The 26613-nt window shown below is 46.3% G+C and carries 22 protein-coding genes; 13 read left to right on the forward strand and 9 right to left on the reverse strand.

Annotation, left to right across the window (positions count from 1 at the left end):
- Window positions 1-185: 185 nt before the first annotated feature.
- Window positions 186-2087, forward strand: coding sequence for a 30S ribosomal protein S1 (gene rpsA / locus UNH61_RS02495; protein ID WP_326990531.1), 1902 nt, complete (start codon window positions 186-188; stop codon window positions 2085-2087).
- 103 nt (window positions 2088-2190) lie between these two features.
- Here the strand turns inward: rpsA and hxpB are convergent, their stop codons facing one another.
- Window positions 2191-2850, reverse strand: coding sequence for a hexitol phosphatase HxpB (hxpB, locus tag UNH61_RS02500; protein ID WP_326990532.1), 660 nt, complete (start codon window positions 2848-2850; stop codon window positions 2191-2193).
- A gap of 518 nt (window positions 2851-3368) precedes the next feature.
- Between hxpB and UNH61_RS02505 the strand changes: the two genes are divergently transcribed.
- The 3 genes from UNH61_RS02505 to UNH61_RS02515 are packed head-to-tail and all read left to right on the forward strand — an operon-like array spanning window position 3369 to window position 6880.
- Window positions 3369-5483 (forward strand): nitrite reductase, encoded by a 2115-nt coding sequence (locus UNH61_RS02505; RefSeq protein ID WP_326990533.1) that lies wholly within the window; start codon window positions 3369-3371, stop codon window positions 5481-5483.
- A 29-nt stretch (window positions 5484-5512) separates the two neighbouring features.
- Window positions 5513-6289: a uroporphyrinogen-III C-methyltransferase gene (gene cobA / locus UNH61_RS02510; RefSeq protein ID WP_326990534.1), complete on the forward strand. Its 777-nt coding sequence runs from the start codon at window positions 5513-5515 to the stop codon at window positions 6287-6289.
- Window positions 6290-6880: a bifunctional precorrin-2 dehydrogenase/sirohydrochlorin ferrochelatase gene (locus UNH61_RS02515; protein ID WP_326990535.1), complete on the forward strand. Its 591-nt coding sequence runs from the start codon at window positions 6290-6292 to the stop codon at window positions 6878-6880.
- Here UNH61_RS02515 and UNH61_RS02520 read toward each other — a convergent pair whose 3' ends face one another.
- Complete coding sequence (locus UNH61_RS02520; protein WP_326990536.1) at window positions 6881-7222, reverse strand: DUF488 domain-containing protein; 342 nt, start codon at window positions 7220-7222, stop codon at window positions 6881-6883.
- Window positions 7223-7299: 77 nt separating this feature from the next.
- Between UNH61_RS02520 and UNH61_RS02525 the strand changes: the two genes are divergently transcribed.
- Window positions 7300-7956: an HD domain-containing protein gene (locus UNH61_RS02525; protein ID WP_326990537.1), complete on the forward strand. Its 657-nt coding sequence runs from the start codon at window positions 7300-7302 to the stop codon at window positions 7954-7956.
- Window positions 7957-8031: 75 nt separating this feature from the next.
- On the opposite strand, the gene UNH61_RS02530 is transcribed toward UNH61_RS02525, so the two are convergent.
- Window positions 8032-8556: an acyl-CoA thioesterase gene (locus UNH61_RS02530; RefSeq protein WP_326990538.1), complete on the reverse strand. Its 525-nt coding sequence runs from the start codon at window positions 8554-8556 to the stop codon at window positions 8032-8034.
- A gap of 324 nt (window positions 8557-8880) precedes the next feature.
- On the opposite strand from UNH61_RS02530, the gene UNH61_RS02535 reads away from it, so the two are divergent.
- The 3 genes from UNH61_RS02535 (at window position 8881) to UNH61_RS02545 (ending at window position 13614) form a co-directional block, all read left to right on the forward strand.
- Window positions 8881-10527 (forward strand): CTP synthase, encoded by a 1647-nt coding sequence (locus UNH61_RS02535; protein WP_326990539.1) that lies wholly within the window; start codon window positions 8881-8883, stop codon window positions 10525-10527.
- 223 nt (window positions 10528-10750) lie between these two features.
- The gene (gene yidC / locus UNH61_RS02540) at window positions 10751-12604 is read left to right on the forward strand and encodes a membrane protein insertase YidC (protein ID WP_326990540.1); all 1854 of its coding nucleotides are present in this window, start codon (window positions 10751-10753) and stop codon (window positions 12602-12604) included.
- 83 nt (window positions 12605-12687) lie between these two features.
- The gene (locus UNH61_RS02545) at window positions 12688-13614 is read left to right on the forward strand and encodes a M20/M25/M40 family metallo-hydrolase (protein WP_326990541.1); all 927 of its coding nucleotides are present in this window, start codon (window positions 12688-12690) and stop codon (window positions 13612-13614) included.
- A gap of 99 nt (window positions 13615-13713) precedes the next feature.
- Here the strand turns inward: UNH61_RS02545 and UNH61_RS02550 are convergent, their stop codons facing one another.
- The 5 genes from UNH61_RS02550 to UNH61_RS02570 all read right to left on the reverse strand — a co-directional run bounded on the left by UNH61_RS02550 (window position 13714) and on the right by UNH61_RS02570 (window position 15882).
- Window positions 13714-14337, reverse strand: a complete 624-nt coding sequence (locus UNH61_RS02550; RefSeq protein WP_326990542.1) for a SprT-like domain-containing protein — start codon at window positions 14335-14337, stop codon at window positions 13714-13716.
- Between the two features lie 5 nt (window positions 14338-14342).
- Window positions 14343-14729: a hypothetical protein gene (locus UNH61_RS02555; protein WP_326990543.1), complete on the reverse strand. Its 387-nt coding sequence runs from the start codon at window positions 14727-14729 to the stop codon at window positions 14343-14345.
- Window positions 14722-14949: an AtpZ/AtpI family protein gene (locus UNH61_RS02560; protein WP_326990544.1), complete on the reverse strand. Its 228-nt coding sequence runs from the start codon at window positions 14947-14949 to the stop codon at window positions 14722-14724. The genes UNH61_RS02555 and UNH61_RS02560 overlap by 8 nt, the downstream gene beginning before the upstream one ends.
- Window positions 14918-15337 carry a polymer-forming cytoskeletal protein gene (locus tag UNH61_RS02565; protein ID WP_326990545.1) on the reverse strand — a complete coding sequence of 140 codons (420 nt, stop codon included), beginning with the start codon at window positions 15335-15337 and terminating at the stop codon, window positions 14918-14920. Before UNH61_RS02565 ends, UNH61_RS02560 begins: the two co-directional genes overlap by 32 nt.
- Window positions 15338-15477: 140 nt before the next feature.
- Complete coding sequence (locus tag UNH61_RS02570; RefSeq protein WP_326990546.1) at window positions 15478-15882, reverse strand: hypothetical protein; 405 nt, start codon at window positions 15880-15882, stop codon at window positions 15478-15480.
- Window positions 15883-16144: 262 nt separating this feature from the next.
- Here UNH61_RS02570 and UNH61_RS02575 point away from each other — a divergent pair, with 262 nt between their 5' ends.
- Together UNH61_RS02575 and UNH61_RS02580 are read left to right on the forward strand one after the other, a co-directional pair.
- The gene (locus tag UNH61_RS02575) at window positions 16145-19246 is read left to right on the forward strand and encodes a hypothetical protein (protein ID WP_326990547.1); all 3102 of its coding nucleotides are present in this window, start codon (window positions 16145-16147) and stop codon (window positions 19244-19246) included.
- A 155-nt stretch (window positions 19247-19401) separates the two neighbouring features.
- The gene (locus UNH61_RS02580; RefSeq protein ID WP_326990548.1) at window positions 19402-21795 is read left to right on the forward strand and encodes a transglycosylase domain-containing protein; all 2394 of its coding nucleotides are present in this window, start codon (window positions 19402-19404) and stop codon (window positions 21793-21795) included.
- Between the two features lie 94 nt (window positions 21796-21889).
- Here UNH61_RS02580 and sucC read toward each other — a convergent pair whose 3' ends face one another.
- Entirely contained in the window at window positions 21890-23104 is a 1215-nt protein-coding gene (gene sucC / locus UNH61_RS02585) for an ADP-forming succinate--CoA ligase subunit beta (protein WP_326990549.1), read from the reverse strand.
- A 128-nt stretch (window positions 23105-23232) separates the two neighbouring features.
- Between sucC and UNH61_RS02590 the strand changes: the two genes are divergently transcribed.
- From UNH61_RS02590 to UNH61_RS02600, 3 genes are all read left to right on the forward strand, one after another.
- On the forward strand, window positions 23233-24054 hold the full coding sequence (locus UNH61_RS02590; RefSeq protein WP_326990550.1) for a purine-nucleoside phosphorylase: 822 nt from the start codon (window positions 23233-23235) through the stop codon (window positions 24052-24054).
- A gap of 20 nt (window positions 24055-24074) precedes the next feature.
- Window positions 24075-26057 (forward strand): putative porin, encoded by a 1983-nt coding sequence (locus UNH61_RS02595; protein WP_326990551.1) that lies wholly within the window; start codon window positions 24075-24077, stop codon window positions 26055-26057.
- 131 nt (window positions 26058-26188) lie between these two features.
- Window positions 26189-26581: a hypothetical protein gene (locus UNH61_RS02600; protein ID WP_326990552.1), complete on the forward strand. Its 393-nt coding sequence runs from the start codon at window positions 26189-26191 to the stop codon at window positions 26579-26581.
- The last annotated feature ends 32 nt before the right edge of the window (window positions 26582-26613 follow it).

Below are 26613 nucleotides of genomic sequence, written 5' to 3' on the forward strand. Positions count from 1 at the left end.
CAGTTGCTTAAATCTTCGCGCCAGTCCGTAATTCGTAATTCCTGATTCGTAATTTCACAAGAAGATAGCAGACTCACCAGTAAAAACACCGCATTATTTCTCTCCTTCCCGGTATTTTTTCGTATTTTTGCAGTCCCATAAAAAGGGAGCCCGGATATCCCGGGTTTAAATTATCAATTTTTATTATGAGCGAAAACAACATTATTAACGAACAAAACGCTGAACAACAGGCACCGCAGGCTGCTGCGGCTGAAACAGCGACAACAAAGGCACCTGTAGCAAAAGTTGAAACTGCACACGACGATTTCGACTGGAGCGTTGACAAACGCAACGTATCTTCTTACAGCAAAGAAGAAAAAGAAAAGTACGATCAGACTTACGAAGGTACTTTCAAAGTGTTTGAAGAAAACAGTCTGCTGACTGGTACTGTAGTAGGTTTAACCAACACCGACGTGGTGATCAACATCGGTTTCAAATCCGACGGTTTGATTTCCCTGAACGAATTCCGCGACTTACAAGGTCTGAAGATCGGAGACGAAGTGGAAGTGCTGGTTGTTGAAAAAGAAGACCGCGATGGTAACCTGCACCTGAGCCGTAAACAGGCTCGCCAGAAACGTGCATGGGAAAAAATCGTGGAAGTTTACAAAACAGGCGAAGTGGTTACTGGTACTGTTACCAGCAAAACCAAAGGCGGCTTGATCGTAGATGTATACGGTATGGAAACATTCCTGCCAGGTTCTCAGATCGATGTGAAACCAGTTACAGACTACGACCAGTTTGTAGGAAAAACTATGGAGTTCAAGGTGGTGAAGGTAAACGAAACCATCCGCAACGCCGTTGTTTCTCACAAAGCCCTCATCGAAAGCGATATCGAACAACAGAGAGTGGATATCATCAGCAAACTGGAGAAAGGCCAGGTGCTGGAAGGTACTATCAAAAATATCACCGACTTTGGTGCGTTCATCGACCTGGGTGGTCTGGACGGTCTGCTGTATATCACCGATATCAGCTGGGGCCGTATCTCCCATCCGAGCGAAGTGCTCCAGATGGATCAGAAGATCAACGTTGTTGTGCTTGACTTCGACGACGAAAAACGTCGCATAAGCCTCGGTTACAAACAACTGACTCCGCATCCGTGGGATACTTTACCAGCTACTATCACCGAAGGTGCTAAAGTAAAAGGTAAAGTAGTTAACATCGAAGATTACGGTGCATTCCTGGAAATCATGCCAGGTGTTGAAGGTCTGGTTCACGTATCTGAAATCTCCTGGGCTTCTACTCCTATCAACGCTAAAGAATTCTTCAAATTAGGCGAAGAATACGAAGCAGTGGTAGTTACCCTGAGCAAGGAAGAACGTAAGATGAGCCTGTCTATCAAACAACTGACAGAAGATCCATGGTCTACTATCGAAACCAAATTCCCTGTTGACAGCCGTCACAAAGGAATCGTGAAAAACATCACTCCTTATGGCGTATTCGTTGAACTGGAAACCGGTATCGGCGGTATGATCCACATCTCTGACCTGAGCTGGATCAAACGTTTCAACCACCCATCTGAATACACTAAAGTAGGCAACGAAATAGATGTAGTGATCCTGGGTATCGATAAGGAAAACCGCAAGCTGAGCCTCGGTCACAAACAGATCGAAGAAGATCCTTGGAACACCTTCGAAACTATCTTCCCGATCAACTCTGTACACGAAGGTACTGTTGTGAAGAAAGATGAAAAAGGTGCTACCGTTCAGCTGCAGTACGGTCTGGAAGCATATGCTCCTGCACGTCACCTGAAAACTGAAGATGACAAACCAATCAACGTTGAAGATGTGAAAGAATTCATGATCATCGAATTCGATCGCAGCGAAAAACGTATCCTGGTTTCTCATACAAGGGTTTGGGAAAAAGCACAGGCTGAAGAAAAACAGGCTGTCGTGAGAGAGAAGAAAGAAGAAGCTGACAAAACCCGTAAGGCTGTGAAAAACATCCAGGGTAAAGTTGAAAAAGCTACTTTAGGTGATCTGGGTGCACTGGCTGAACTGAGAGAAAAACTGAAACAGTCTGAAGGCGGCGAAGAAAAAAGCGCACAGTAAGAACAGTTTCATTAAATAATAAATCCCGCTTCGTGTAACAACGGAGCGGGATTTTTTTATTGGTAAGATGACCAAAACTGCCACAACTGTAGCACTGCTGCAGTTACTTCATCAGCTGTTGCAGTTGCGTTTCTTTGAACTCCAGCAGGGAATCCAGCTGCATATTGGCTACTGAATAACGGATATCTTTACGGTTATGTGCCTCTGGTACCACTACTACCGTCATACGGGCGGCTTTGCCGGCTATCATGCCGGTAACGGAATCCTCAAAGGCCATGCATTCCAGCGGATCGCTGCCCAATGCTTTTGCACAGGCCAGGTATACCGCAGGGTGAGGCTTGCCATAATCCTCAAACTCTGCCGAATACACCGCCTGGAAATGATCTGTCAGTCCCAGGTGCACTAATACCGCCCTGATCAGGCGCAGGGGAGAAGAAGACGCCAGTCCAAGTTTGAACCCTTTTTCCCGGAAGAACCCCAGGATGTACTCCACGTCCTCCATCGGCCTGCCTTCTGCTATAATCTTCCCGATAACATTATCAATAATCTCCTCAGTTACCTGCTCCGGGCTTTTACCCTCCCATTTAAAATAGCGATGCCAGTAGCTGACCACTTCCTTGGTCCTTAAACCCGTTGTCAGATGCGTCAGTTCAGGAGAAAGTTGTACGCCTACCGTTGCAAATACTTCTCTCAACGCAATGCCCCAAAGGGGCTCAGAATCCACCAATAGCCCGTCCATGTCGAATATTACCGTGTTAAGCATGAATCTTCTTCGTTTGTGAAGCGCAAAGATAGATAATAGTAGTCAGCGGCTCGTAGTCATAACAATAAGTTATACCGGATAAAATCTGGTTATCGGCCGTGGTGGAATAAATACGGCCTCCATACCTGTAATAACCCTTCTATGGCTCATTTGCCGGGAATTTGCCACTGCAGTTCCCATATCTGCCTAATTCCCCTCCTTTTTGGTGCCTTTTTACCCTTCAAAAAAGTTTTGGAAAGATGGAGGGCTTTTTTAATCTTTGTATTACTCTACTAAAACGATAGGGAATATGGGTAATAAATGGAAAATGTGTTGTAATAGTCGTTGTTTATCAGCAACCGCAGGGCGCGTGTAATATCAGTGATCAACTTACTGTAAATTATCATTATACGAAGGCCTCCGCATGATACACGGAGGCTTTTTGATTTCAACTTAAACAATTTCGCCGGCCGCCAGGCATAGCACTATGAGGGAGCGACCGGCATCCACATAAAATTTACCACCAGAAAATACTTTTTATGCAAAGCTTCAGAACAGAAATAGAAAATCCGGTTGTAGAACAGGATATCATTGATCTCGAGAAGAAGATCCGCCTGTTCCGCGAGGGCGCTGTTTCAGATGAAAAATTCCGCAGCCTTCGTCTGGCAAGAGGTATATACGGCCAGCGCCAGCCTGGAGTGCAGATGATACGCATCAAGCTGCCTTACGGTAAAATGACCCTGCAACAGTGGAAAAGAATTACTGATATTTCTGATGAATATGCTACCAGCAACCTTCACCTTACTACCCGTCAGGATGTGCAGATTCACTATGTGAGCCTCGACAGAACGCCGGAACTGTGGTCGAAGCTGGAGCAGGATGGTATCACCATCCGTGAAGCCTGTGGTAATACAGTCCGCAACGTTACTGCATCCGACCGCGCCGGCATCGATCCGGAAGAGCCGTTCGATGTAACGCCTTATGCCGACGCTACTTTCCGCTACTTCCTGCGTAACCCTGTCAGCCAGGAAATGGGACGTAAAATCAAAATTGCTTTTTCTTCTTCTGATAAAGACACTGCCTGGTCGTTCATGCACGATTTCGGGATGATCCCCAAGATCAGGATCATTGATGGTAAGGAAGTAAGGGGCTTTAAGGTACTCGTGGGCGGCGGCCTCGGTGCTCAGCCTTTCCTGGCCAAAACGGTATATGAGTTCCTGGAAACAGACCTCCTGATACCTTACATTGAAAACGTGCTCCGTGTATTTGACCGTTATGGTGAAAGAACCAGCAGAAACAAAGCACGCATGAAATTCCTGATCCAGAAAATCGGTATGGAAGAATTTGAGCGCCTGATTAACGAAGAGTATAAAGCCGTTAAGGTGAAGAGTGTACCTGTGGATGCCGACGCATGGATCCAGACTGCACCTCCGCCGGTGCCCGCATCTATTCCGGCATATACCATTAAGAACCCTGCCGCATACGAGGCCTGGAAAACAACCAATACTTTCGAACAGAAGCAGCGTGGTTACTATGCCGCCTATGTGAAAATCACCCTCGGAAATATCGGATCAGCTATCAGCCGTCAGCTGATTGAAGCGCTGCGCCCGGTAGTAGCAGACGATGTAAGGGTTACAGCCAACCAGGGACTGCTACTCAAATATATTCTTCCTGAACATCTGCCTTATGTGTACAGTGCGCTGGAAGAAGCCGGTTTTGCTAATCCGGGTTTCGACAGTGTGGCGGACATCACTGCCTGCCCTGGTACAGATACCTGTAACCTGGGTATTTCCAGCAGTACCGGTATTGCCAAAGTATTGGAAGAAGTGATCACTGATGAGTTTCCTGACCTGATTTATAATAAGGATATCAAGATAAAAATCAGCGGCTGTATGAACTCCTGCGGTCAGCACGGTATTGCCAGCATTGGCTTCCACGGTTCTTCCATGAAGAGCGGCGGTAAGGTATTGCCTGCATTGCAGGTACTGCTTGGCGGTGGTATCGTAGGCGATGGTGCAGGCCGTGTGGCTGATAAAGTAATCAAAGTGCCCAGCCGCCGCGGTCCGGATGTTCTCCGCAGCCTGCTGCACGATTTCGAAACCAACGGTGGAGAACAGGAATTGTTCAACGAGTACTACGACCGTCAGGGTGAAAAGTATTTCTACGAATTGCTGAAACCCCTGGCTGATCTGAGCGCATTAACAGCGAACGACTTCATCGATTGGGGGCAGGCACAGGATTACGCTACAGCTATTGGCGTAGGTGAGTGTGCCGGCGTGATCATAGACCTGGTAGCAACACTGTTGCTGGAAGCAGAAGAAAAGATAGAATTGGCCAGTGCAGCGATTCTCAAAGGCGCTTATGCAGATGGTATCTATCATACTTATTCTTCCTTCGTACAGGGAGCTAAAGCCCTGTTGCTCAGTGAAGCCATCAGCGGAAATACACAGATCGGTATTATCAACGATTTCGATAAACATTTCGTTGCTACCGGTAAATTCAGCTTCGAACCTGATTTCAAATCAGTGGTATTGCAGATTAACGCTAACGAACCTACGGAGAGCTTTGCAAAAAACTACTTCAGTCAGGCACAGGCATTTTATAACAACGCGCAGGCATATCGCAAAGCGGCCAGTGAACTGGTGCAGGCGTAATTATTTTCATCTTCCTAAATAATATCATCATGCAGCATATACAACCCAAACTCACATTAATAGGCGCTGGTCCGGGCGATCCGGAACTGATCACCGTAAAAGGGTTAAAAGCCATTCAGAACGCCAGGGTAATTCTTTACGACGCCTTGTCGAGCAACGAACTGCTCGATTATGCGCCTGCTAACTGCCTTCGCCGCTTTGTGGGTAAACGCGCCGGTATGCATGTTTATTCACAGGATGAAATAAACCGCATGATAGTAAAATATGCCTTAACTTATGGAAGTGTAGTGCGACTGAAAGGAGGCGACTCCTTTGTGTTTGGCAGAGGACAGGAAGAAATTGCCTTTGCGCAGCAGTTTGGCATCACTGCAGAGGTAATTCCCGGGATTTCCAGCGCTATAGCGGTGCCGGGGATCAATAAGATTCCGGTAACAGCCCGCAATATCAGCGAAGGTTTTTGGGTGATTACCGGTAATACGCAACACGGCGACCTGTCGCGCGATCTGGATCATGCCATCAATGCCAATACTACGGTAGTAGTGCTGATGGGCATGAGCAAGCTGGCCGAAATAGCAGCCATCTACAGTGCAGCCGGCAGAGGCAATACCCCTGCTGCTATCATCCAGAACGGTACCCTGCCCACCCAGAAAATGGGGCTGGGCCATGTGGCCGACCTGGTAGAAATAGCTGCTACCAATGACCTGCGTAACCCGGCCGTTCTGGTAATAGGCGAAGTGGTACGTTTCCATGAAGCCTTCCAGGAACTGCAGCGCAAGGTTTCAGCGGAACTTAAAATTGCAGTATAAATGGAAAATCAGTTATTCCCGGTGTTTTTCAAGTTACACCGCCTGCAGGTACTCGTAGTGGGCGGTGGCAACATCGGACTGGAGAAAGCCAATGCCATGCTGGAAAATTGCCCACAGGCAAATATTACAGTGGTGGCATTGGAGTTTTTACCTGCTTTGGAAGCTCTCACACATCAGTATCCCAACATTACCCTTGTTCAGAAAGCATTTTCCTGCGGAGATCTGTTGGGGAAAGACCTGGTGATTGCGGCTACGAACGACAAAGCACTCAATTTTTGTGTATGGGAGAAAGCCAAAGGCAGCAAAGTACTGATCAATGTGGCTGATACGCCGGATCTGTGCGACTTCTACCTGGGTTCTGTTGTAAGGAAAGGTAATCTCAAGATTGCTATCTCCACCAACGGTAAATCCCCGACCATTGCCAAACGCCTGAAACAGGTATTGCAGGAAGCTATCCCCGACAGCCTGGATGAGGTGCTCAACAAGTTATCCCAGATCCGCGACAGGCTCACCGGCGATTTTGCCAGTAAAGTGAAGAAGCTGAACAGTATTACTGATGTATTGGTTAACCATGAGCGCGAAGGAGCCTGATTATTTTTTCAACAGCTCCAGTAATACCTGTGCCTGATTGTTTGTTTCGTCTTTTGCCCCGTATACCAACGTGACCCGCTGATGTTGTGCTTTCTTTTTAATAGCTGTCAGCAAATCTTTTTTCCCCTGTAATTCCTGCAGATATTTTGTTTTGAATTCGGCAAAGTTGCTTTGCTCATGGTGAAACCATTGACGCAACTCATTGCTGGGCGCAATGTCTTTTGCCCACTCATCCACATGTGCCCGATCTTTTGTAAGCCCTCTGGGCCAGAGCCGGTCTACCAGGATGCGGTATCCATCTGACGGAGCGTACTCCTCATAAACTCTTTTTATCTGTATCATGTTACCTGTAACAAAGTAGGCTGTAGAAATGTTCTTTCCGCTTTTTGTGTTCCGGAAAATTAAATATTATTGCGACCATGATGCATCACGATGAAATAATAGCAGCTACTGTAGATTTTGTGAAGACAACATTGCAGGGAGCTGAAGGAGGCCACGACTGGTGGCATATAGAAAGGGTATGGAAACAGTCGCGCAGTATAGCGGAAAAAGAAAAAGTAGATCTCCTGGTGGTGGAGCTCGGGGCGTTATTACACGATATCGCTGACTCTAAATTTCACAACGGCGACGAAAACATTGGTCCGGAGAAAGCAGCTGCTTTCCTGCAATCCCTGCAGGTACCGGGTATGGTAACGGAGCATGTGATAAACATTATCCGGCACATCTCCTTCAAGGGAGGCAACAATGAGCGCATCTTCTATTCCATTGAGCTGGGCGTAGTGCAGGATGCCGACCGACTCGATGCTATCGGGGCCATAGGTATAGCCAGGGCCTTCAACTATGGAGGATTCAAAAATCGTCAGATCTATGATCCCGGGGTGAAGCCCGATTTAAATATGACAAAAGAAGCTTATAAGAAAAGTACCGCTCCCACGATTACACATTTTTATGAAAAGCTGTTATTGCTGAAAGACAGGATGAATACGGAAACGGGGAAAGCACTGGCCGTAGAAAGGCATGCATTTATGGAGCAGTTCCTGGAGCAGTTTTACAGGGAATGGAACGGAGAGAATTAAGAAGTAGCCCGAAGATCTCAGCGGATAACATCATCAATCGCTAAGATCTTCGGGCTACTTCTTAATTCCATATTCTTAATTCTTAATTTCGAACAACGCTTTCAACTCATCGGCATCTTCCGGTTTCATCTTTCCGCCGAGGATAAGACGCAGCTGGCGGCGGCGAAGGGCGCCATCATATAATCTTTTTTCTTCTTCTGTATCGGTGAGGATACCTGGCACGGGTCTGGAATTGCCGTTGGGATCCAGTGCTACAAATGTCATGAAAGCCTCATTGGATTTATAGCGGTATTGTTGCACCGGGTCTTCACCCCATACCCGGATATGCACTTCCATAGAAGTGTTGAAGGCGCGGCTTACTTTGGATTCAATGTGTACAACGTTGCCCAGCTTAATGGGATTTTCGAAAGATATATTATCTACGGAAGCTGTTACCACGGGCGCGCTGCAGTGTTTCATGCAGGCCAGGGCAGCAGCTATATCCATCCAGTACATCAGGCGTCCTCCCATCAGGTTTCCGAAAGTATTGGTGTCGTTCGGTAAAACCAGCTCGGTCATCTGTATCAGCGAATCTTGCGCTCTCTTTGGCGTTAATGTCATTATTAATGTATTTCGGACGCAAATTTATGGTTTATATATTATAGTTGCGGAATGGATGTATGCATGGTATAAAGGTTTTCAATAAATAATTTCAGGTGATTGAAAAATCTTTAAAACCCGCTGCAGATCAGTGATCAGAGCTGAAGAGATTCTTCGAAAAATTAACAAACAAATAAAGCCCCTGCTTAAAAAACTTGGGTGCGACGCAAATTTGTGTAACTTTGCATGACCTTCGGAAGTAGTTTACTTGATCGGTATTACACCAAACGCAGTCCGGCACTTCCCCGTTTATAGGTCAAGTACATTTAGCTGAATTTTAGTTTTATGGCAAAATATATCTTCGTTACGGGAGGTGTTACTTCCTCTTTGGGTAAAGGAATTATAGCTGCTTCTCTTGCAAAACTTTTGCAGGCACGCGGCTTTAGAGTGACTATTCAGAAATTTGATCCATATATCAATGTGGATCCGGGTACATTAAACCCTTATGAACATGGTGAATGTTATGTAACGGAAGATGGTGCTGAAACAGATCTGGATCTCGGGCACTATGAGCGTTTCCTTAATACGCCTACATCCCAGGCCAATAATGTGACTACCGGCCGTATTTATCAAACTGTCATCAACAAGGAAAGAGAAGGGGCCTACCTGGGTAAAACCGTGCAGGTAATCCCGCACATCACCGATGAAATCAAACGCCGTATCCTGTTGCTGGGTAAAGACGGTAAGTTCGATATCGTGATCACTGAGCTGGGTGGTACTGTGGGTGATATTGAGTCGCTTCCTTACATTGAAGCAGTTCGTCAGCTGCAATGGGAGCTGGGAGAGGAAGATTGCCTCGTGGTACACCTGACACTGATCCCGTACCTGCGCGCAGCCAAGGAGCTGAAAACCAAGCCTACTCAACACTCTGTGCGCCTGCTGAGCGAATACGGTGTACATCCGGATATCATCGTTTGCCGTACAGAAGAACCGTTGTACCGCGATCTAAAGAGAAAGATTGCACTTTTCTGTAATGTACAGGTGGATGCAGTGATTGAAGCGAATGATGTGCCTACCATCTACGAAGTGCCGCTGGAAATGATGCGCGAGAAACTGGATGTTTCCGTGTTGAAAAGACTGAACCTGCCGGTGGAAAAAGAACCGGAGCTGATAAAATGGCGCGAATTCCTCGATAAACTGAAGTACCCGAAATCCAAGGTGACGATCGGTCTTATCGGTAAATATGTGGAATTGCAGGATGCTTATAAATCAATCCTGGAATCTTTCATCCATGCAGGCGCACAAAATGAATGCAAAGTAGTGGTGCAGAATATCCACTCTGAACATATTACTCCTGAAAATGTGGCGGAAAAACTGAAGAATCTGGATGGCCTGCTCGTTGCTCCGGGCTTCGGCCACCGTGGTATTGAAGGAAAGATTGTATCTATCCGGTATGCCCGTGAAAATCAGCTGCCATTCTTCGGAATCTGCCTGGGTATGCAGATGAGCGTTGTGGAATATGCCCGTAATGTGCTGGGATGGAAAGATGCCCACTCCGTGGAAATGAATCCTGATACCTCTCATCCGGTGATCAACCTGATGGAAGAGCAGAAGAAAATAACTGCCAAAGGAGGTACCATGCGTCTGGGGGCTTATGCCTGCGAACTTACTCCGGGATCAAAAGCAGCGGAAATCTACGGTAATACGTCTATCAGCGAAAGGCACCGCCACCGCTACGAGTTTAACAACGATTATATCCGCCAGTTTGAAGAAGCCGGCCTGGTACTTTCGGGTAAGAACCCGGAAAGCGGGCTGGTGGAAATCATCGAGCTGCCAGGGCATCCTTTCTTTGTAGGTGTTCAATTCCACCCCGAGCTGAAAAGCACAGTGGAAAGCCCTGCACCGGTATTCGTGTCCTTCGTGAAAGCCGCCAAGCAATATGCTGAAAGCAAAAACGGTAAGGCGAAAGTGGAAGAGAAAATTGCGCAGTAAGTTATATATTTTATTTTTGTATGATATCAGGGGAGATGAAAGCATATCACATTGCTTGCTTCTCCCTTGATCATTTGAAAAATCCATTCTGATTATCAAGTTGGTATATATATTCATTGCCAAACTATCACTTTAACCGCATTTAACAGTGGTTTCACCTAAAAAGCATGGTCAATTCATAAAATCATGCTTACCTTTGCTGCCTAAATTTTAATTGCATTTCATGGATAGAAATTCGGTCATTGGGTTTTTACTGTTGGGTGTACTACTGGTAGGATATATATTCTTTAACCAGAAACAACAGGCACAAGCCGCAAGAGAAAAAGCCAGGCAAGATTCCATCGCAGAACTGAATAAGCCTAAAACCCCGGTAATGGACACTGCGAGCCTTACAGGCACCACGCCTGGGGCCACGCTGGATTCAGCTCACCAGGCATTGCTGAACGGAGAATTTGGTGTATTTGCTGCAGCTGCCACCGGCAACGTACAAAATACGGTACTGGAAAACGACGTGGTAAAGATCACCTTTACCAATAAAGGTGGCCAGCCTGCCACAGTGCAACTGAAACAATATAAAACATATGATGGCGCTCCACTTATGCTGACAGCAGGTTCTTTCAACCGCCTGTCGATAGAAGTGCCTGCCAGCGTTACTAAAGTGCTGAACAGCTCCGACCTGTTCTTTTCCGCTGCCCAACCCCAGGAACTGGCCGGTGGCGTAAAATCAATCACTTACCGTCTTAATTCCAATAACCCGGCTGTTTACCTGGAATTTGTCTATTCCCTGAAACCCGGCAGCTATGTGGTGGATTATAACATTCATGCCGTTGGTCTGCAGAATATCCTGCCCGGTAATCAGACTTACCTGAACCTTTCCTGGAACAGCCAGGAAGATAAGCAGGAGCACGACATGCAGAACGAGCGCATGAACAACCAGGTGCACTATATGTACGAAGGTGGCAAACATGATTACTTTACCCTGAACCGTACCAGCCACGAAAAACTGGATAATAAACTGAAATGGCTGAGCGTAAAGCAACAGTTCTTCAATACCACGCTGATTGCTAAGAAGGAGCCTTTCATCAACGCAGATGTAAATACCAAAGTGCCTGAAAGCCCGAATATCGTAGGACAGACTTTCAGCACCATCCAGGTTCCGTACAACCGCACCAACGATTTCTCCTTCCCGGTTGAAATCTATTACGGCCCTAACCACTATAAAACGCTTAAATCCTTCGATATAGGTCTGCAGAAGATCATCCCGCTGGGTACTGGTATCTTCGCATTTGTGAAGTATGTGAATATCTTCATCATTATCCCGGTGTTCAACTTCCTGAGCGGATTTATCCACAACTACGGTATCATCATCATCCTGCTCACCATCTTCATTCGCCTGCTGATAGCTCCTTTCACTTACCAGAGCTACGTTTCCCAGGCTAAGATGAAAGTACTGAAACCTGAGATCGATGAGCTGAAAGCTAAATACGGCGATGATCAGCAGGGATTTGGTATGGAACAGATGAAATTATTCAAGAGCGCCGGTGTAAACCCGCTGGGAGGCTGTTTACCTGCGTTGCTGCAGCTGCCTATCCTGGTAGCGATGTATAGTTTCTTCCCGTCTTCCATCGAGCTGCGTCAGGAAAGCTTCTTGTGGGCAAAAGATCTGTCGACTTACGATTCCATCTTCAACCTGCCATTCAACATTCCATTCTATGGCAATCACGTGAGCCTTTTCACCATCCTGATGACCATCACCAGCCTGATTCTGGCATTCTACAACCGTGGCATGACTGATCAGAGTAATCCGGTAATGAAGTATATGCCTTACATGATGCCTATCATGCTGCTGGGTATCTTCAACCGCCTTGCTGCTGCGTTGACTTTCTACTACTTCCTGTCCAACGTGATCAGTATCCTGTTGCAGTGGGTGATTCAGAAATTTATCATCAACCACGACAAGATCCACGCACAGATCCAGGAGAATAAGAAAAAGCCTAAGACTAAATCCAAATGGCAGGAAAAGCTGGAGGAAGTTCAGAAGCGGCAACAAGACATGCAACAGCAAAAAAGAAAGTAGGATTAATACAATCTGAACAATTCAATCATATTTTTTAGCAGAAGGTTTCCCTGAAGGGAAGCCTTCTCTATTTTTGGGCGGATATGAAAAGATGGATATTATTGGTGGGTGCAGCGGTTACCATCACAGCTGCACAGGCACAGGATACCATTCCTGATGCAGCGAGGATACAGGGAATAGTGAATTACCTGGCATCCGACAAGCTGAAAGGAAGAGGTACCGCAGAAAAAGGAGGAACACTGGCCAGTCGCTATGTGGCAAAACAATTTAAAAAGCTGGGGCTCCGGAAATTGAATGACAACAGCTATTTCCAGGATTTTACATTCGACAGGAAAGAGCATCGGAATATTCCCAGCCGGAATGTGATCGGCTTTCTGGATAACGGAGCCGCCCGTACAATCATTATCGGCGCGCATTATGATCACCTGGGTACTGCCGCTTTATTCGACGGCAAATACCCCATAGGAGAAATCCACAACGGGGCCGACGACAACGCTTCCGGCGTAGCCGGCCTGCTGGAACTGGCCCGTCATTATGTGAAGAACAAACAAAAGGAACCGTTTAATTTTCTCTTTATCGCTTTTGGGGGAGAAGAGCTGGGCCTGCAGGGTTCTAAATATTACACCGCCCATCCACTGATTCCGCTCAGCAAGATCCATTTCATGCTGAACATGGATATGATTGGCCGTTATAATCCCGAACGTGGTATTGGCATCGGCGGTTACGGCAGCGCGGAAGAATGGCCTGTTGTTTTTAAAGACGTACAACAGCCTGGCATCAAATTCTTCACAGATGCCGCCGGGAAAGGCGCCTCCGATCATCACAACTTTTATGTGAGCGGTGTGCCCGTTTTGTTCTTTCATACCGGTGGCCACGATGATTACCATAAACCCACCGATGATGCGCCCAAGCTGCAGGCGAAAGCCGAAGCTGAAATATTACAGCTTGAAATACAACTGGTGAATAAGGCGATGGCGTATCCGGTGTTGAAATACAGGGGAGAGAATTAAGAATAGAGAAAGAAGAATTAAGAAATAGCGTGAAGGCCTTAGCGATTGATATATCTGCTAAGGCCTTCACGCTATTTCTTAATTCTTCTTTCTCTATTCTTAATTCATTATTTGCTCTACTTCATAAACCGGGCTAAACAAATACATCCGTTTCGACGAAACCTCCTCACACCGGTACCGCTTCCTGATTTTTTCTCCGCGGCGGAATATACGGCCGTCTTTCGTTCTGAAGAGGCCATCCTGCGGGATCTGTTCTACAAAGAAGTGATTTTCCTTTTGCCGGTCATATCTTTTCAGCACACGCATGAGATTTTCATCGGCACAGGAGCTGGCGGCCGGATTGGCCATGCTTTGCCTGATAGCCGTTTCCACATCGGGCGGCAGCAGCTGGTTACCTACAAAGGCACGTAGTATCCAGGAGAATTCCTGTTTCCATTCCTTTCCGTGTGAGGGCACCTGGTTAGCGTACTTGTTGAAGGTAGTCAGGTGCGCAAATTCATGCAGCAGCGTAAGCAGGAACGCGTACTTGTTAAGGGAGCCATTCACGCTGATACGATGTCCCTTGCCATGCCCGTCGGGGTGACGGTAATCGCCTAAGATACTGGAACGCTCCCTTGTGATGGTGAGGTGCACTTTGAAAGTGGTCAGGTATTCCATTACCTGATCAAATGTGCCCTCGGGTAAATAGGACGCTAATGCATTTAATGGCGCCTCTTTTTTCAATCCGTTTATTTTTTTAGCCTCGTCAGCCGGAACAGGCTGATCGTTTCAAATATCGTATACACCAGGTATAATGATAATAAAAGGAAAATGGTCAGCTTGCTCACATTGGGTTTATAAATAAGCACATAGGTGGCAATACCGATGACACAAAGAAAGAGTTTACTGAGGGTTGAGCCGTAAACCGACCGGATAAAGGCATTGTGGTTAGCGGATGCCAGGCCCTTGCGGCTCATCAGGTAAGATACCAGGGAAATAATAGCCATAATCAGGTTACCGGCCATCAGCACATATACATGCGTGCCGAGGTCCAGTAACCTGGGTTTGAATATGATAATAAGTCCGTTTAAGATGCCGAATACAGCAAATAATCGTATAAAAAATCTGTCACTCATTACGTCGGGTGTCTTTAATAATTTGCCACAAAAGTATGGCTAATGCAATTAAAGAAAAAATGATCAGGAATACCGGAAACCGCCAGCCAATACGCTGGTCCAGTTTATAGCCGGCAAATACACCTAACCCAAGCGTGACCATCATCTGGAAGGCCAGCCCGGCGTAACGCACCAACAGGTTGTTACGGTTATTCGGCTTCCTGGAGGACTGATTTTCCATGTTTCTGATTGTCTGCAGACTGCTCATCCATATAGCAACGGCCATTGAATTTCGCTGTCGGCTCCATTTCAAAATGAGCGGTGTATACATCGCCTTTTACCAGGGCATTACCCTTCAGGAACAACAGGTCGTCTACTTTAATAATACCGGTTACTTTACCCAGTACGTCGGCACTCTGGCACACCAGGTCGCCAACAATTTCACCTTCAGGACCTACCACAATTTTGGCTTTTGTAGATACCAGGCCAGTTACCTGCCCGTCGATACGGATATCGCCTTCACACACAATATCACCCTGGATAGTAGTACCATTGCCGATAATATTAACGGTAGAAGTTGGCAGCATGGTCTGTTTGTCGCCTTTGGATTTGTGACTGCTATTAAACATAGGGAGTAAGGTTTTTCAAGTTTAGTGATGTAATATAAATAAAATATTAAATATTTTAAGATTTGTCGAGATATTACCTTATCCAACTACACACACGTCCACTTGTCTCTTTTAATAGTTAATTAAATTAATGGTGTTTGTTAATAGGTACTGTTGTCTACGGCAGGAACTTTCAGCTTCGTTGTGTCAAGTTTTCCCGTGAAATCGCCGTTGATTACCTGCTTGATGTTATTCAGGTACTGATCCCGGGCATTGATGGCTGTTTCCAGTGAATCCGCCCGCATTTTGAGATGTATGAATTCCTTACGTTGCTTCAGGTCGCCATAGCCGGGTATATAATAACGTAAGGGCGTAAATACTACCGTTGCCACGGTGATAGCCACCAATAATACAAAAAGGGTACTGAAAGCGATATACACACTCATCCGGGAGAGTTTGAATGAGGTGACTTCTTCGTAGGTGTCGTCATTCATAATTACCAACCGGTATTTATGACTGAGCTTTTCCAGGTTTCGCTTTCTGTTTTTGTTCCCCTTCTTGGCCATGTTTAGAGTGCTTCTTAAAAGATTGGTTCTTTTAAGGCGGGCTAAAGTTAATCAATATTGCAAAATTGAAAAACGGGTTTTGCTGTTTGCCGCCAGAATATGTATTTTTAATCTGAAAACCAATATTTTAAAATCTCTGTGAAACAGGAAAAAGCCTCATGCAGGCGTTACCGCCGGTAGGAGATCAATTATTTTATCCTAACTTTAAAATATTTTTTCAAACAATAAGTTATATATATTTAGCCTATACACCCTGGCATCCATGAATTGCATCAAACTGCTACATAAATATCTGGGAATTATTGTATTGTCATTTTGCCTGGGGTTAACAACCGTCCGTGCGCAGATAAGGCCACGAAATCAGCAGCAACAACAGACAAATTCTCAGGCTCAGACCCCGAATCAGCAACAAAGACCTGTTGCCAAGCCGCTGTTTAAACCAAAAGAACCACGTATACAGGACCGCCGTCCTCCTTCTGAGGTGATGCTCGAAAAAAAGAAATGGACCTGGAAACGGAAATTCTTCCAGAACATGGCCACCCGGTTCAACTACTACTATCACGCAAAAGTGAAACTCGATCGGGTAGTAAGAACAGCTAACCGCGACGGGCAGGATAACTACAATACCCTGTTGCCATTTTATCCTTTCAGTTTACAGAGTCAGGGCTTCAGCAAAGGAGAGCTGGATTCAGTGATAGATAAAACCAATATGGCCATTCAGCTGCACGATCCGCGCGGCAAGTGGATCGACGACTGCTTCCTGCTCATGGGAAGGGCATACTTCTATGAGGGCGATCTGGATAACGCCAACAAGACTTTTCAATATGTTAATATCCACTTCGCTCCGAAACAAAAATCTGAATATAAAACGGTAGTAGGTGCACGCACCAACGACCAGATTTCCATAGCTACTCCTGAAAAAAGAAAAGGATTCTTCGGCCGCCTGAAGCACACGAGAGCACGTAACGACGCCTTCCTGTGGCGGGCCAGAACATTGCTTGAATTGAAGGAATATGATGAGGTACAATCACTCCTCGCTGTGCTGAATACGGATCCTAATTTCCCGCACCGCCTCGACGGCGACCTTGCAGAAGTACGCGCTTACAGCAACTATTCCCAGAAAAGATATCCCGAAACGATTGAACCGTTAAAGCTGGCCATCGAAAAAAGCAACAGCAAAATTGCCCGCACCAGGATGGCTTATATACTCGGACAGTTGTACCTGCAGCAACAGCATCCCGATTCCGCCCTGGATGAATTCCGCCGGGTGATCAGCATGAAGCCTGATCCCATGATGGATTTCCAGGCGAGATTGCAGATTGCCAGAACCAATGCAAAGGTGACCGGCGATCCTACCGCCAGCATAGCCGGTTTGAAGCATATGCTGAAGAAAGAAAAATTCTTCAAATTCCGGGATGGTATCCTGTTTACCATGGGCGCTCTGATGTACCCCAAGGATCCGGAAACTGCTGTGAACTACATGAAACAGTCGCTGAAGGTGCCCAGCAATAACCTTATGCAGCGTACGCTGACCTATAAAGGATTGGCTGATATTTACTATGATCAGCGGAATTATCCTGATGCCAAGAAATATTACGACAGCACCGCCGGTATCATGACAAAAGACTTCGAGGACTTCGCCACAGTGAATACCCGCAAGACGGTGTTGACCGAAGTGGTAGCCCGGCTGGAAATCATTCACCGGGAAGACAGCCTCCAGAAGATCGTGGCCATGGCTCCATCAGACAGAAACATCTTCCTGTCTAAAATGGCGGCAAATATCCGCAATGAAGCTGCTGAAAAGAAAAAGAAAGAAAAGAGAGAGGCTGATAATTTAGCCGGATACAGTGGCAACGGCCTTTCTATGAGTGGCTCCGGCTCTTATGCTCCACAGGAAGAAAAAGGGGAGTGGTATTTCTATAACCCGGCCAGCAAATCAGCAGGTTTTTCCGAATTCAAACGGCGCTGGGGAAATCGCCCGGTAGCAGATAATTGGCGCCGCAGCCAGAATGGTGTGGTAAATGCCACTAACAACACACCGGTTGAAATACCCCAGGAAGCTGGTCGTACCGCAGGCGGAGGCCCCCTGGTACATGTACCGCCGGATAGTGTTACCGCTGAGTCGCTCGCAGCAGGACTTCCACTGGCTCCCGAAAAACTGACTGCTTCCCAGCAGGCGCTGAAGGAAGCGTGGTTTGATCTGGGTAAGCTTTATCACGATAAACTCGACAATTATCCGCTGGCAATAGAAACATACGACTCTTTGCTGATCCTTTTCCCGGATCATCCGCGCAAGCCGGAAGTACTGTATTCTCTTTATGTCTGGCATAGCAAACTGAATCACCTTCAACAGGCAAACCAGTATAAAAACCTGGTGTTGAACCAGTATGGCAATACCAATTTTGCAGATATCATACGCTCCGGCGGCCTGAAAGATGTGGGCGCAGACAAGAAGAAAAGTATCAGCCAGGCGTATGATGCCGCTTATACCGCTTATCACGACGGCCGTTACGATGAGGCTATGGCGCTGAAAAAGCAGGCCGACAGCACTTTCGGTATCAATTTCCTGCAGCCGAAATTCGATCTGCTGGAGGCTATGCTGATCATCAAGGCCGATACGATGTTTGATAAGGAAAATGATACCTTGCAATTATCGCGCAAAGCCGTACAACACGTCATTTCCAAATATGCAGCTGATGAAGGGGTGCTGGCCAAGGCTCAGTCCCTGATGGAAGCACTCAATCACCGGAAGGAATTGTCGGCGTACCTGGCGAAGCTGGAGATCAGCAAACGAGATGTAAACAATGCCCTGGTAGATGAAGATGTGTCTATGCGCTATCCCTGGCAGAACCCGCAGCCGGTGCTGGCTGACAGGCTTGGTACTGCTAAAACAAAGGTGGATTCAACAAAGATTGCTACTGGTGTAAATGGATCACTGCCAGGCCCGATTGCTACCATTGCGCCTCCGCCCAAGCCGGTAACCCCGTATAAGATTTCTGCTGATAATCCGTATTTCGTGGTGCTCTCTTTCCAGCGGGTATCGAAAGAACTGATGGATGAGGGCCTGAACCAGTTTGCCAGATATAATGCCGCTAAACACGCTACGGAAAAAATTGAAGTGGGCAGTTTTGTGCTGACGCCTAATGATGTGATGCTGATTTTCAGGCTTTTCCCGAATGAAGATAAGGCCCTGTCTTATTTTGATGAAATACGGGACGAGGCGGCAACGAATATTATACCCCGCATCAGGCCCAGCGAATATAATTTCTTTGTTATCTCAAGGGATAATTTTATCCTCTTAAACAGCACTAAAGATCTGAACGGTTATCGTAAATTTTTCACAGATAATTATGTGACACAATAGCCGTTTTTTTGGAATTTTAAATAGCTTTGTCGGTCAAACTGTTATAAACAGGCTTGTTTATTGCTGTTAACTTTATTGAAAAAAATATATATATCGCCAACAGATAGTAATATATTGCTGTCCGTAAAGGACCGGCAAAACAAATTATATAGCGCATGAAAAAATCGGTGAAACTATTGTGGAGTGTGGCTTTCGGGATACTGGGGTTACTTGTTGTCTTTGTTTTACTCATCAATTTCCGGATAATCGGCAGTATGCCTTCCATGGAGGAGCTGGAAAACCCGCGTGCAGCACTGGCAGCAGAAGTAATCGCCGATGACGGTACCATACTGGGTAAATACTACCAGGTAGACCGTTCCAGCAGTGATTTCAATGAGATCTCCAAAAATGTGATCAATGCGCTGATTGCTACAGAAGAAACGAGATTCTACTATAACTCAGGTATCGATCCCAAGGCAACCTTCGCTATTCCTTTTTACCTGCTGGTGGGCAAAAAGAGGGGATCCAGTACCATCACCCAGCAGCTGGCATTGAACCTTCAGTCCGACGCACAGGGTAAACAACGTGCTAATAATCCCGTCTCAAGGGCCTTTCAGAAAATACAGGAATGGATCATTGCCGTTAAACTGGAACGGAACTTTACCAAACAGGAAATCCTGACGCTGTATTTAAACACCGTTGCTTTCGGAGATAACGTGTATGGCATTGAGAATGGTGCCAGAACTTTTTTCAGTAAAGATGCCGGCCATTTATCGATAGAAGAGGCAGCAGTACTGGTGGGGATGCTGAAAGGTAATACCATTTACAACCCTCGCCGTAACCCGCAAAATGCGCTGAACCGCCGTAATACGGTGATAGATAATATGCAGGCGGCTAATTTTATTACTGCCGGAGAAGCTGCAATGGCTAAAAGTAAACCTATTGTACTGCATTATAATAAGATAGACCACAACAAGGGATTGGCGCCTTACTTCAGGGAAGTGTTGAGAGATGAGTTGAAGTCCTGGTGTAAGGACCACAAGAAATCCGATGGTTCAGAATACAATCTTTATCGCGATGGCCTGAAAATTTATACCACCATCAATCCCCGTATGCAGCTGTATGCAGAAGAAGCAGTGGCGAAGCACCTGGCGGTATTACAGAAGTCATTGTCGGCGCAGGGCGATGTGAAAACCGGGAACGTATGGAAGAAATGGCCGAAATTCCTGGACCAGTATATGAAGGAATCAGACAGGTATAAAGCGCTGAAAGACGATGATGCTTCAGATTCTACGATCGCGCTGGTTTTCAACACGCCGGTGCGTATGAAAGTATTTGGCTGGAAAAGCGCTACAGAACCGGATCTGAACGAAATAGACACGGTAATGACCCCGCTGGATTCCATTAAATACACCCGCGCCATCTTACAGGCAGGGTTTATGGCCATGGATCCGGAAAGTGGTGAGGTAAAAGCCTGGGTAGGCGGACCGGATTTCCGATATTTCAAAAACGACCACGTAGCCAAGACGCGTCGTCAGGTGGGTTCTACATTCAAGCCTTTCCTGTATTGCTTTGCCATCATGAATGGTATGTCGCCTAATACAGTATTACCGAATGAACCGATTTCCATCAACGGGTGGACGCCTCATAACTCTGAAGGTACTACTGGTGGAACTATCACGATGGCCGGAGCGCTGGCCAAGTCGTTGAACCTGGTGGCAGCTTACCTGATCAAGCAGATAGGGGCGAAGCCATTTGCAGATTTTGCGAAAAATAAAGTAGGTTTTACGAGCGATATCCCGGCTTACCCTGCCATTGCGCTGGGAGCCGTAGAGCTTTCGCTGTATGAGCTGATGCAGGGCTATACCATGTTCCCGGGCAGAGGAATCAACACTAAGCCAATCTACATTACACGTATAGAAGACAGGAACGGAAATATACTGGAAACATTTGCGCCAGTGAAACGTGAAGTGATCAGCGAACGGGAGGCATATACTATGGTAAAAATGATGGAAGGTGTGGTTGCCCCGGGAGGTACCGGAGCGCGTATGCGTTCCCGTTTTAATATTCCGGGAGAGATAGCCGGTAAAACAGGTACCACCAATGATAATACGGATGGCTGGTTTATGGGATATACGCCCAAGCTGCTGGCTGGTGCCTGGGTGGGATGTGAAAACAACTTCATTCACTTCAGTACTACGGCGCTGGGTCAGGGTGCTAACACAGGCCTCCCGATCTGGGCTTATTTTATGCAGAAGGTATATGCAGATCCTACGCTGAAAATCAACTCCAGCGACCATTTCCTGACGCCGCCCAATATGAACAGCGACGATATTTACCTGAACTACGATTCCAACTTAACGCCCGACGCACAATCTGATAACGTAGGTAACGGTTCTGCTGATGACTACGGCTCCGGAAACGCCAGTGATTACGCCACTCCGGGTACCGATAAGCAGGAACAACCAGCTCCTGCACAGAAGCCAAAGGAAAATAAAGAAAAGGACAAGGAAGAACCGAAGCCTGCTCCTAAGGCTACCATGCCACCGCCAGTGAAGAAAGAAAATTAAGGATATAGTATTAAGAAATAGCGAGAAGGCCTTAGCAATTAATTACTAATTGCTAAGGCCTTCTCGCTATTTCTTAATACTATATCCTTAATACTTATGCACTCACTGCTTTGTTTACCAGTGCAGCTGCTTCACTCAGGAGAATCGCAGACTGTACTTTCAGACCGCTTTCTTCGATCAGGGCTTTGGCTTCAGCAGCGTTGGTTCCCTGTAAGCGTACAATGATCGGAACAGTGATGTTGCCAATAGATTTATAGGCATCGATAACACCCTGTGCAACCCTGTCGCAACGTACGATACCACCGAAGATATTGATGAGGATTGCTTTTACTTTAGGATCTTTCAGGATGATACGGAAACCAGCTTCCACAGTTTGTGCGTTGGCAGTACCGCCTACGTCCAGGAAGTTAGCAGGTTCACCGCCGCTCAGTTTGATCATATCCATAGTAGCCATGGCAAGGCCGGCTCCATTTACCATACAACCTACGTTACCATCCAGTTTTACGAAGTTCAGGTTGTATTTACCAGCTTCTACTTCTGTAGGATCTTCTTCAGAGATATCGCGGAGTGCTTCCAGATCAGGATGACGCATCAGGGAGTTGTCGTCCAGGTTAACCTTGGCATCAACAGCAATTACTTTATCGTCGCTGGTTTTGAACAGTGGGTTGATTTCAAGCATACTGCAATCCAGGCCTACATATGCATTATACAGGTTGGTAACAAACTTCACCATGTTTTTGAATGCTTCACCGCTCAGTCCCAGGTTGAACGCGATGTTACGCGCCTGGAAAGGCTGGAGCATCATGTTAGGCTTCACCCACTCTTTAAATATTTTTTCAGGCGTGCTATGTGCTACTTCTTCGATATCCATACCTCCTTCAGTGGAGTACATGATAACGTTCTGACCTTTGGAGCGGTCGAGCAGAATAGACAGGTAAAACTCCTTTACAGGATTAGCACCCGGATAGTATACATCCTGTGCCACCAGTACTTTATTCACCAGTTTTCCTGCTTCTCCGGTTTGGATGGTCACCAGGGTGCCGCCCAGTATATTACCAGCGATGGTTTTAATTTCTTCAGCATTTTTTCCTACGGCCACACCTCTCTGTTCTGTACCACGGATCTTACCTTTTCCGCGTCCACCCGCATGTATCTGCGCCTTTACAACGGCAAACTCATTACCAAATTGCACTTTCAGCTGCTTGTATGCTTCGGCAGCCGCTTCAGGGGTGTCCACCGGGATACCTTCCTGTACCGGTACATTATATTTTTTCAACAGTTCTTTAGCCTGGTACTCGTGTAAGTTCATCGGAATAAAATTTGCCGCTAAAATAGGTCATTATGTTTTAAATATAAAACTGCAGTCATTTGTGAATTAAAAAATAACTTTGCGCGGGTTTGTTTTTTAAATCCGACATTTAATTAATGTATAAACAGATGAGCGAACTAACAGCAAAGATTGCAGCGGCAGGTGAATATATCAGTAAACACTGGCAGGAGAAGCCGGTGGCTGGTATTATCCTGGGCAGCGGTCTTGGGAACCTGGCCGGAGATATCGAAGACAGGATTGAGATTCCATACAACCAGATACCGCATTTCCCGGAATCCACAGTAGAAGGGCATTCCGGAAAGCTGATCCTCGGCCGGATGCAGGGTAAGCCTGTAGTGGCCATGGCAGGGCGCTTTCATTATTACGAAGGATTTTCGATGCAGCAGGTAACCTTCCCCATCCGGGTGATGAAGGCCCTTGGCATTCATACGTTGTTCATTTCCAACGCGGCAGGAGGAATGAATCCGGCCTTCCACGTAGGAGATCTGATGATTATACGGGACCATATCAACCTGCAGCCGGAACATCCGCTGCGTGGTAAAAATGAAGATACACTGGGCCCGCGCTTCCCCGACATGAGTGAGCCTTATGCCAGATCTCTGATCCGGGTAGCGCAGAAAATAGCAGCGGATAACAATATTTCCCTGCATACGGGCGTATATGTAGGCGTTCAGGGCCCGACTTTCGAAACCAGGGCTGAGTATAAATACATGCATATTATCGGCGGCGATGCGGTGGGTATGAGCACTGTACCTGAAGTAATTGTAGCCATACATGCCGGTTTGAAGGTGTTTGCCATGAGTGTGATTACGGATATTGGTATCCGTGAGGAAGAGAATGTGATCACACATGATGAAGTACTGGCAGCTGCCAAGGCGGCGGAACCCAAACTGACATTGATCTTTAGCGAATTAATCCGGCAACTATAACACGCTTTTGTTTCTTTCGGATGAGACAACTTTTTATTTTCATAACCCTCCTGTTACTGGGCGGGAATCAATTGATGGCCCAATTTAATACAGGGCGCTTATCCGGTATGGGCGGAGGCGGCGGGGGCAGCAGCAAAATGCAGCGCGATACGGGTAAACATGTGCATGAGCCGGATACCATTACCGTTTCTTACAGGGTACTCGGTGAACCTACCGACTACCGCCTGGATTCGTCTGTAAACGATTTCCAGACAAACTACCTGAGGGTGCCACCTACTTATGCTACATTAGGTAACGTAGGTAGCGCCGCTTATAACATGGTATATACGCCCATCATGAAAGCCGGCTTCGACGCAGGTTTCCATGCTTACGATATTTATTCCAATTCCCATAAGGATGCCCGCTTTTATCACAGCAGTCGCCCGTATACAGAGTTGCAATACCTCGTTGGCAGTAAGCAGGAACAGATAATCGGCGTTTCTCATACCCAGAATCGCACGGAGCGGTTCAATTTTGCCCTGGATTATCGAAAGATCAATTCGCCGGGGTACTATCGCAGTCAGAATACCAACCACGATATCTACCGTGTAACGGCCCGCTATCAGAGCAAGAACAAGCGCGCCAATACTTACATGAGCTTTTATTACAATAAGATCAATGGCGGAGAGAATGGTGGTATAAAGAATGAATCCTATATGTCTGACAACGATTACAAGCAGCGGAAAAATATTCCGGTAAATCTTGGCGGCAATATTTCCACGGTGTATAATTTCTTTGGAGGCACCATCCCGGTAAAAACGAGTTACGGGGAAACAGGCTTCCTTATTCAGCAGCAGTACGACTGGGGAAACGGAAAAACCATTCACGTGAATGATACCACGGATTATTACCAGTATGATCCTTTTTTCCGGGTGCAATACACGTTTAACTACGAAAGTGACACCTATCAGTTCATCGATACACAGGCCGATACATCTGCTTTTTATCCCAGTCATTACAACTTTGGCACCAATACAGTCGATACTGTAATGGCGAAACATAAATGGAAGATTATCTCCAACGACCTTTCGCTGATACAGTTTCCGGTGCGTGGTAACCTGGGCCACTTTATCAGTGCAGGAGCCAGGTTTGAAAGCATGACCGGTACTTTCCTCGATGCGAATGTACATTTTTCCAACCTCGTATTACACGGGGAGTACCGCAATAAAACCCGCGATAAGAAATGGGATTTCTCTGCCAAAGGTGAGTTTTACCTCGTAGGCCAGAATATCGGTGACTATAGCGTACAGGGTATGTTAAAAAGATATATTAATGATCTGTTGGGAGATGTACGTCTGTCTGTTAATAACGTAAACCGCGAACCATCGTACGTTTACAAGTATTTCAACAGCAACCACGATGCCTGGTACAATACCAGCCTGGCTAAAGAAAATACTACGCAGCTCCAGTTTGCGACCGATAATAAAAAGCTGAAGTATACACTGGCAGTGAATTACTTCATCTTTACCAATTTCACTTATCTGAAAGACTATTACCACAGCGCCCAGTATACTTCGCTCTTCAACTTGTTGCAGATCACCTTCAGTAAGAAATTCTCAATAGCGCCGTTTGCATGGTATGTAGATCTTGCGTTCCAGCAGGTACACGGCAACGGGCCACTGAATGTGCCCGCCTTCTGGACCCGCAACCGTTTTGCCTTTGAGAAACGGCTGTATACCAATCTTAACCTGGTAACAGGTCTGGAAATGAGGTATAATACCAGCTACTACGCAGATGATTACTCCCCGCTGATGGGGCAGTTCATATACCAGAACGCCAAAAAAATTAACAATCCATTACCTGATATCGCTGCTTTTGCCGATTTCCGTATCAAATCTTTTTCAGCCTACATCAGGGCAGAAAATCTGAATACTTTCCTGGCTAAAAATAATTACGGCGCTCCGCTGTACCCGTATAACAACTTTGCGTTCAGGGTGGGGCTGAGGTGGTGGTTTATTAACTAATTAAGAATCGGGAATGTAGAATTAAGAATGAAAGCGGAGATAGTAAACGCGAAGAACAAATTCGCTGCTATCTTCGCTTTCATTCTTAATTCTACATTCCCAATTCTTAATTTCTTATCTTTGTAGCAACCATGAAAAGAATCCTTGCCATATTTTTCGCCTTGCTATACACTACTTTAACAAGTGGTGTAGCGGTGAACGTGCATTATTGCATGGGAAAGCTGGCAGGCATTGAGTGGCAGGAAACACCTGATGGCTTTTGTCAGAAATGCAAAAAGCCGGCAAAAGGGATGGACTGCTGCAAAAATGAATTTAAGTTCTGTAAGGTAACCGAGTCGCATCAGGCGGCTAAAACGCTGCAGCCAAACTTTTCACTGTACCAGGCTGATTTGCAGCTGCCCGTCAGAGAATTGCCCACCCCGGTTATCGCAGTAACAGATGCCCCCATTGGTGGTTATCCACATGACCCTCCGGATATTTCAGATACCCCTATTTTCCTCAAGAACTGTACATTCCTGATCTGATGCAACATAGGCGTGCTTTTACCATGAAGCAC

Source organism: Chitinophaga sp. 180180018-3 (assembly GCF_037893185.1).
Taxonomy (GTDB): domain Bacteria; phylum Bacteroidota; class Bacteroidia; order Chitinophagales; family Chitinophagaceae; genus Chitinophaga.

Excerpts from the sequence above, each read along its gene's own strand:
- hxpB (WP_326990532.1), bottom strand. The coding sequence starts at position 2,850 with ATGCTTAACACGGTAATATTCGACATGGACGGGCTATTGGTGGATTCT.
- UNH61_RS02595 (WP_326990551.1), top strand. The coding sequence starts at position 24,075 with ATGAGACAACTTTTTATTTTCATAACCCTCCTGTTACTGGGCGGGAAT.
- UNH61_RS02560 (WP_326990544.1), bottom strand. The coding sequence starts at position 14,949 with ATGGAAAATCAGTCCTCCAGGAAGCCGAATAACCGTAACAACCTGTTG.
- UNH61_RS02555 (WP_326990543.1), bottom strand. The coding sequence starts at position 14,729 with ATGAGTGACAGATTTTTTATACGATTATTTGCTGTATTCGGCATCTTA.
- UNH61_RS02525 (WP_326990537.1), top strand. The coding sequence starts at position 7,300 with ATGATGCATCACGATGAAATAATAGCAGCTACTGTAGATTTTGTGAAG.
- UNH61_RS02505 (WP_326990533.1), top strand. The coding sequence starts at position 3,369 with ATGCAAAGCTTCAGAACAGAAATAGAAAATCCGGTTGTAGAACAGGAT.
- UNH61_RS02575 (WP_326990547.1), top strand. The coding sequence starts at position 16,145 with ATGAATTGCATCAAACTGCTACATAAATATCTGGGAATTATTGTATTG.
- UNH61_RS02515 (WP_326990535.1), top strand. The coding sequence starts at position 6,290 with ATGGAAAATCAGTTATTCCCGGTGTTTTTCAAGTTACACCGCCTGCAG.
- UNH61_RS02565 (WP_326990545.1), bottom strand. The coding sequence starts at position 15,337 with ATGTTTAATAGCAGTCACAAATCCAAAGGCGACAAACAGACCATGCTG.
- UNH61_RS02570 (WP_326990546.1), bottom strand. The coding sequence starts at position 15,882 with ATGGCCAAGAAGGGGAACAAAAACAGAAAGCGAAACCTGGAAAAGCTC.
- sucC (WP_326990549.1), bottom strand. The coding sequence starts at position 23,104 with ATGAACTTACACGAGTACCAGGCTAAAGAACTGTTGAAAAAATATAAT.
- UNH61_RS02600 (WP_326990552.1), top strand. The coding sequence starts at position 26,189 with ATGAAAAGAATCCTTGCCATATTTTTCGCCTTGCTATACACTACTTTA.
- UNH61_RS02580 (WP_326990548.1), top strand. The coding sequence starts at position 19,402 with ATGAAAAAATCGGTGAAACTATTGTGGAGTGTGGCTTTCGGGATACTG.
- UNH61_RS02535 (WP_326990539.1), top strand. The coding sequence starts at position 8,881 with ATGGCAAAATATATCTTCGTTACGGGAGGTGTTACTTCCTCTTTGGGT.
- UNH61_RS02530 (WP_326990538.1), bottom strand. The coding sequence starts at position 8,556 with ATGACATTAACGCCAAAGAGAGCGCAAGATTCGCTGATACAGATGACC.
- UNH61_RS02545 (WP_326990541.1), top strand. The coding sequence starts at position 12,688 with ATGAAAAGATGGATATTATTGGTGGGTGCAGCGGTTACCATCACAGCT.
- UNH61_RS02520 (WP_326990536.1), bottom strand. The coding sequence starts at position 7,222 with ATGATACAGATAAAAAGAGTTTATGAGGAGTACGCTCCGTCAGATGGA.
- rpsA (WP_326990531.1), top strand. The coding sequence starts at position 186 with ATGAGCGAAAACAACATTATTAACGAACAAAACGCTGAACAACAGGCA.
- cobA (WP_326990534.1), top strand. The coding sequence starts at position 5,513 with ATGCAGCATATACAACCCAAACTCACATTAATAGGCGCTGGTCCGGGC.
- UNH61_RS02590 (WP_326990550.1), top strand. The coding sequence starts at position 23,233 with ATGAGCGAACTAACAGCAAAGATTGCAGCGGCAGGTGAATATATCAGT.
- yidC (WP_326990540.1), top strand. The coding sequence starts at position 10,751 with ATGGATAGAAATTCGGTCATTGGGTTTTTACTGTTGGGTGTACTACTG.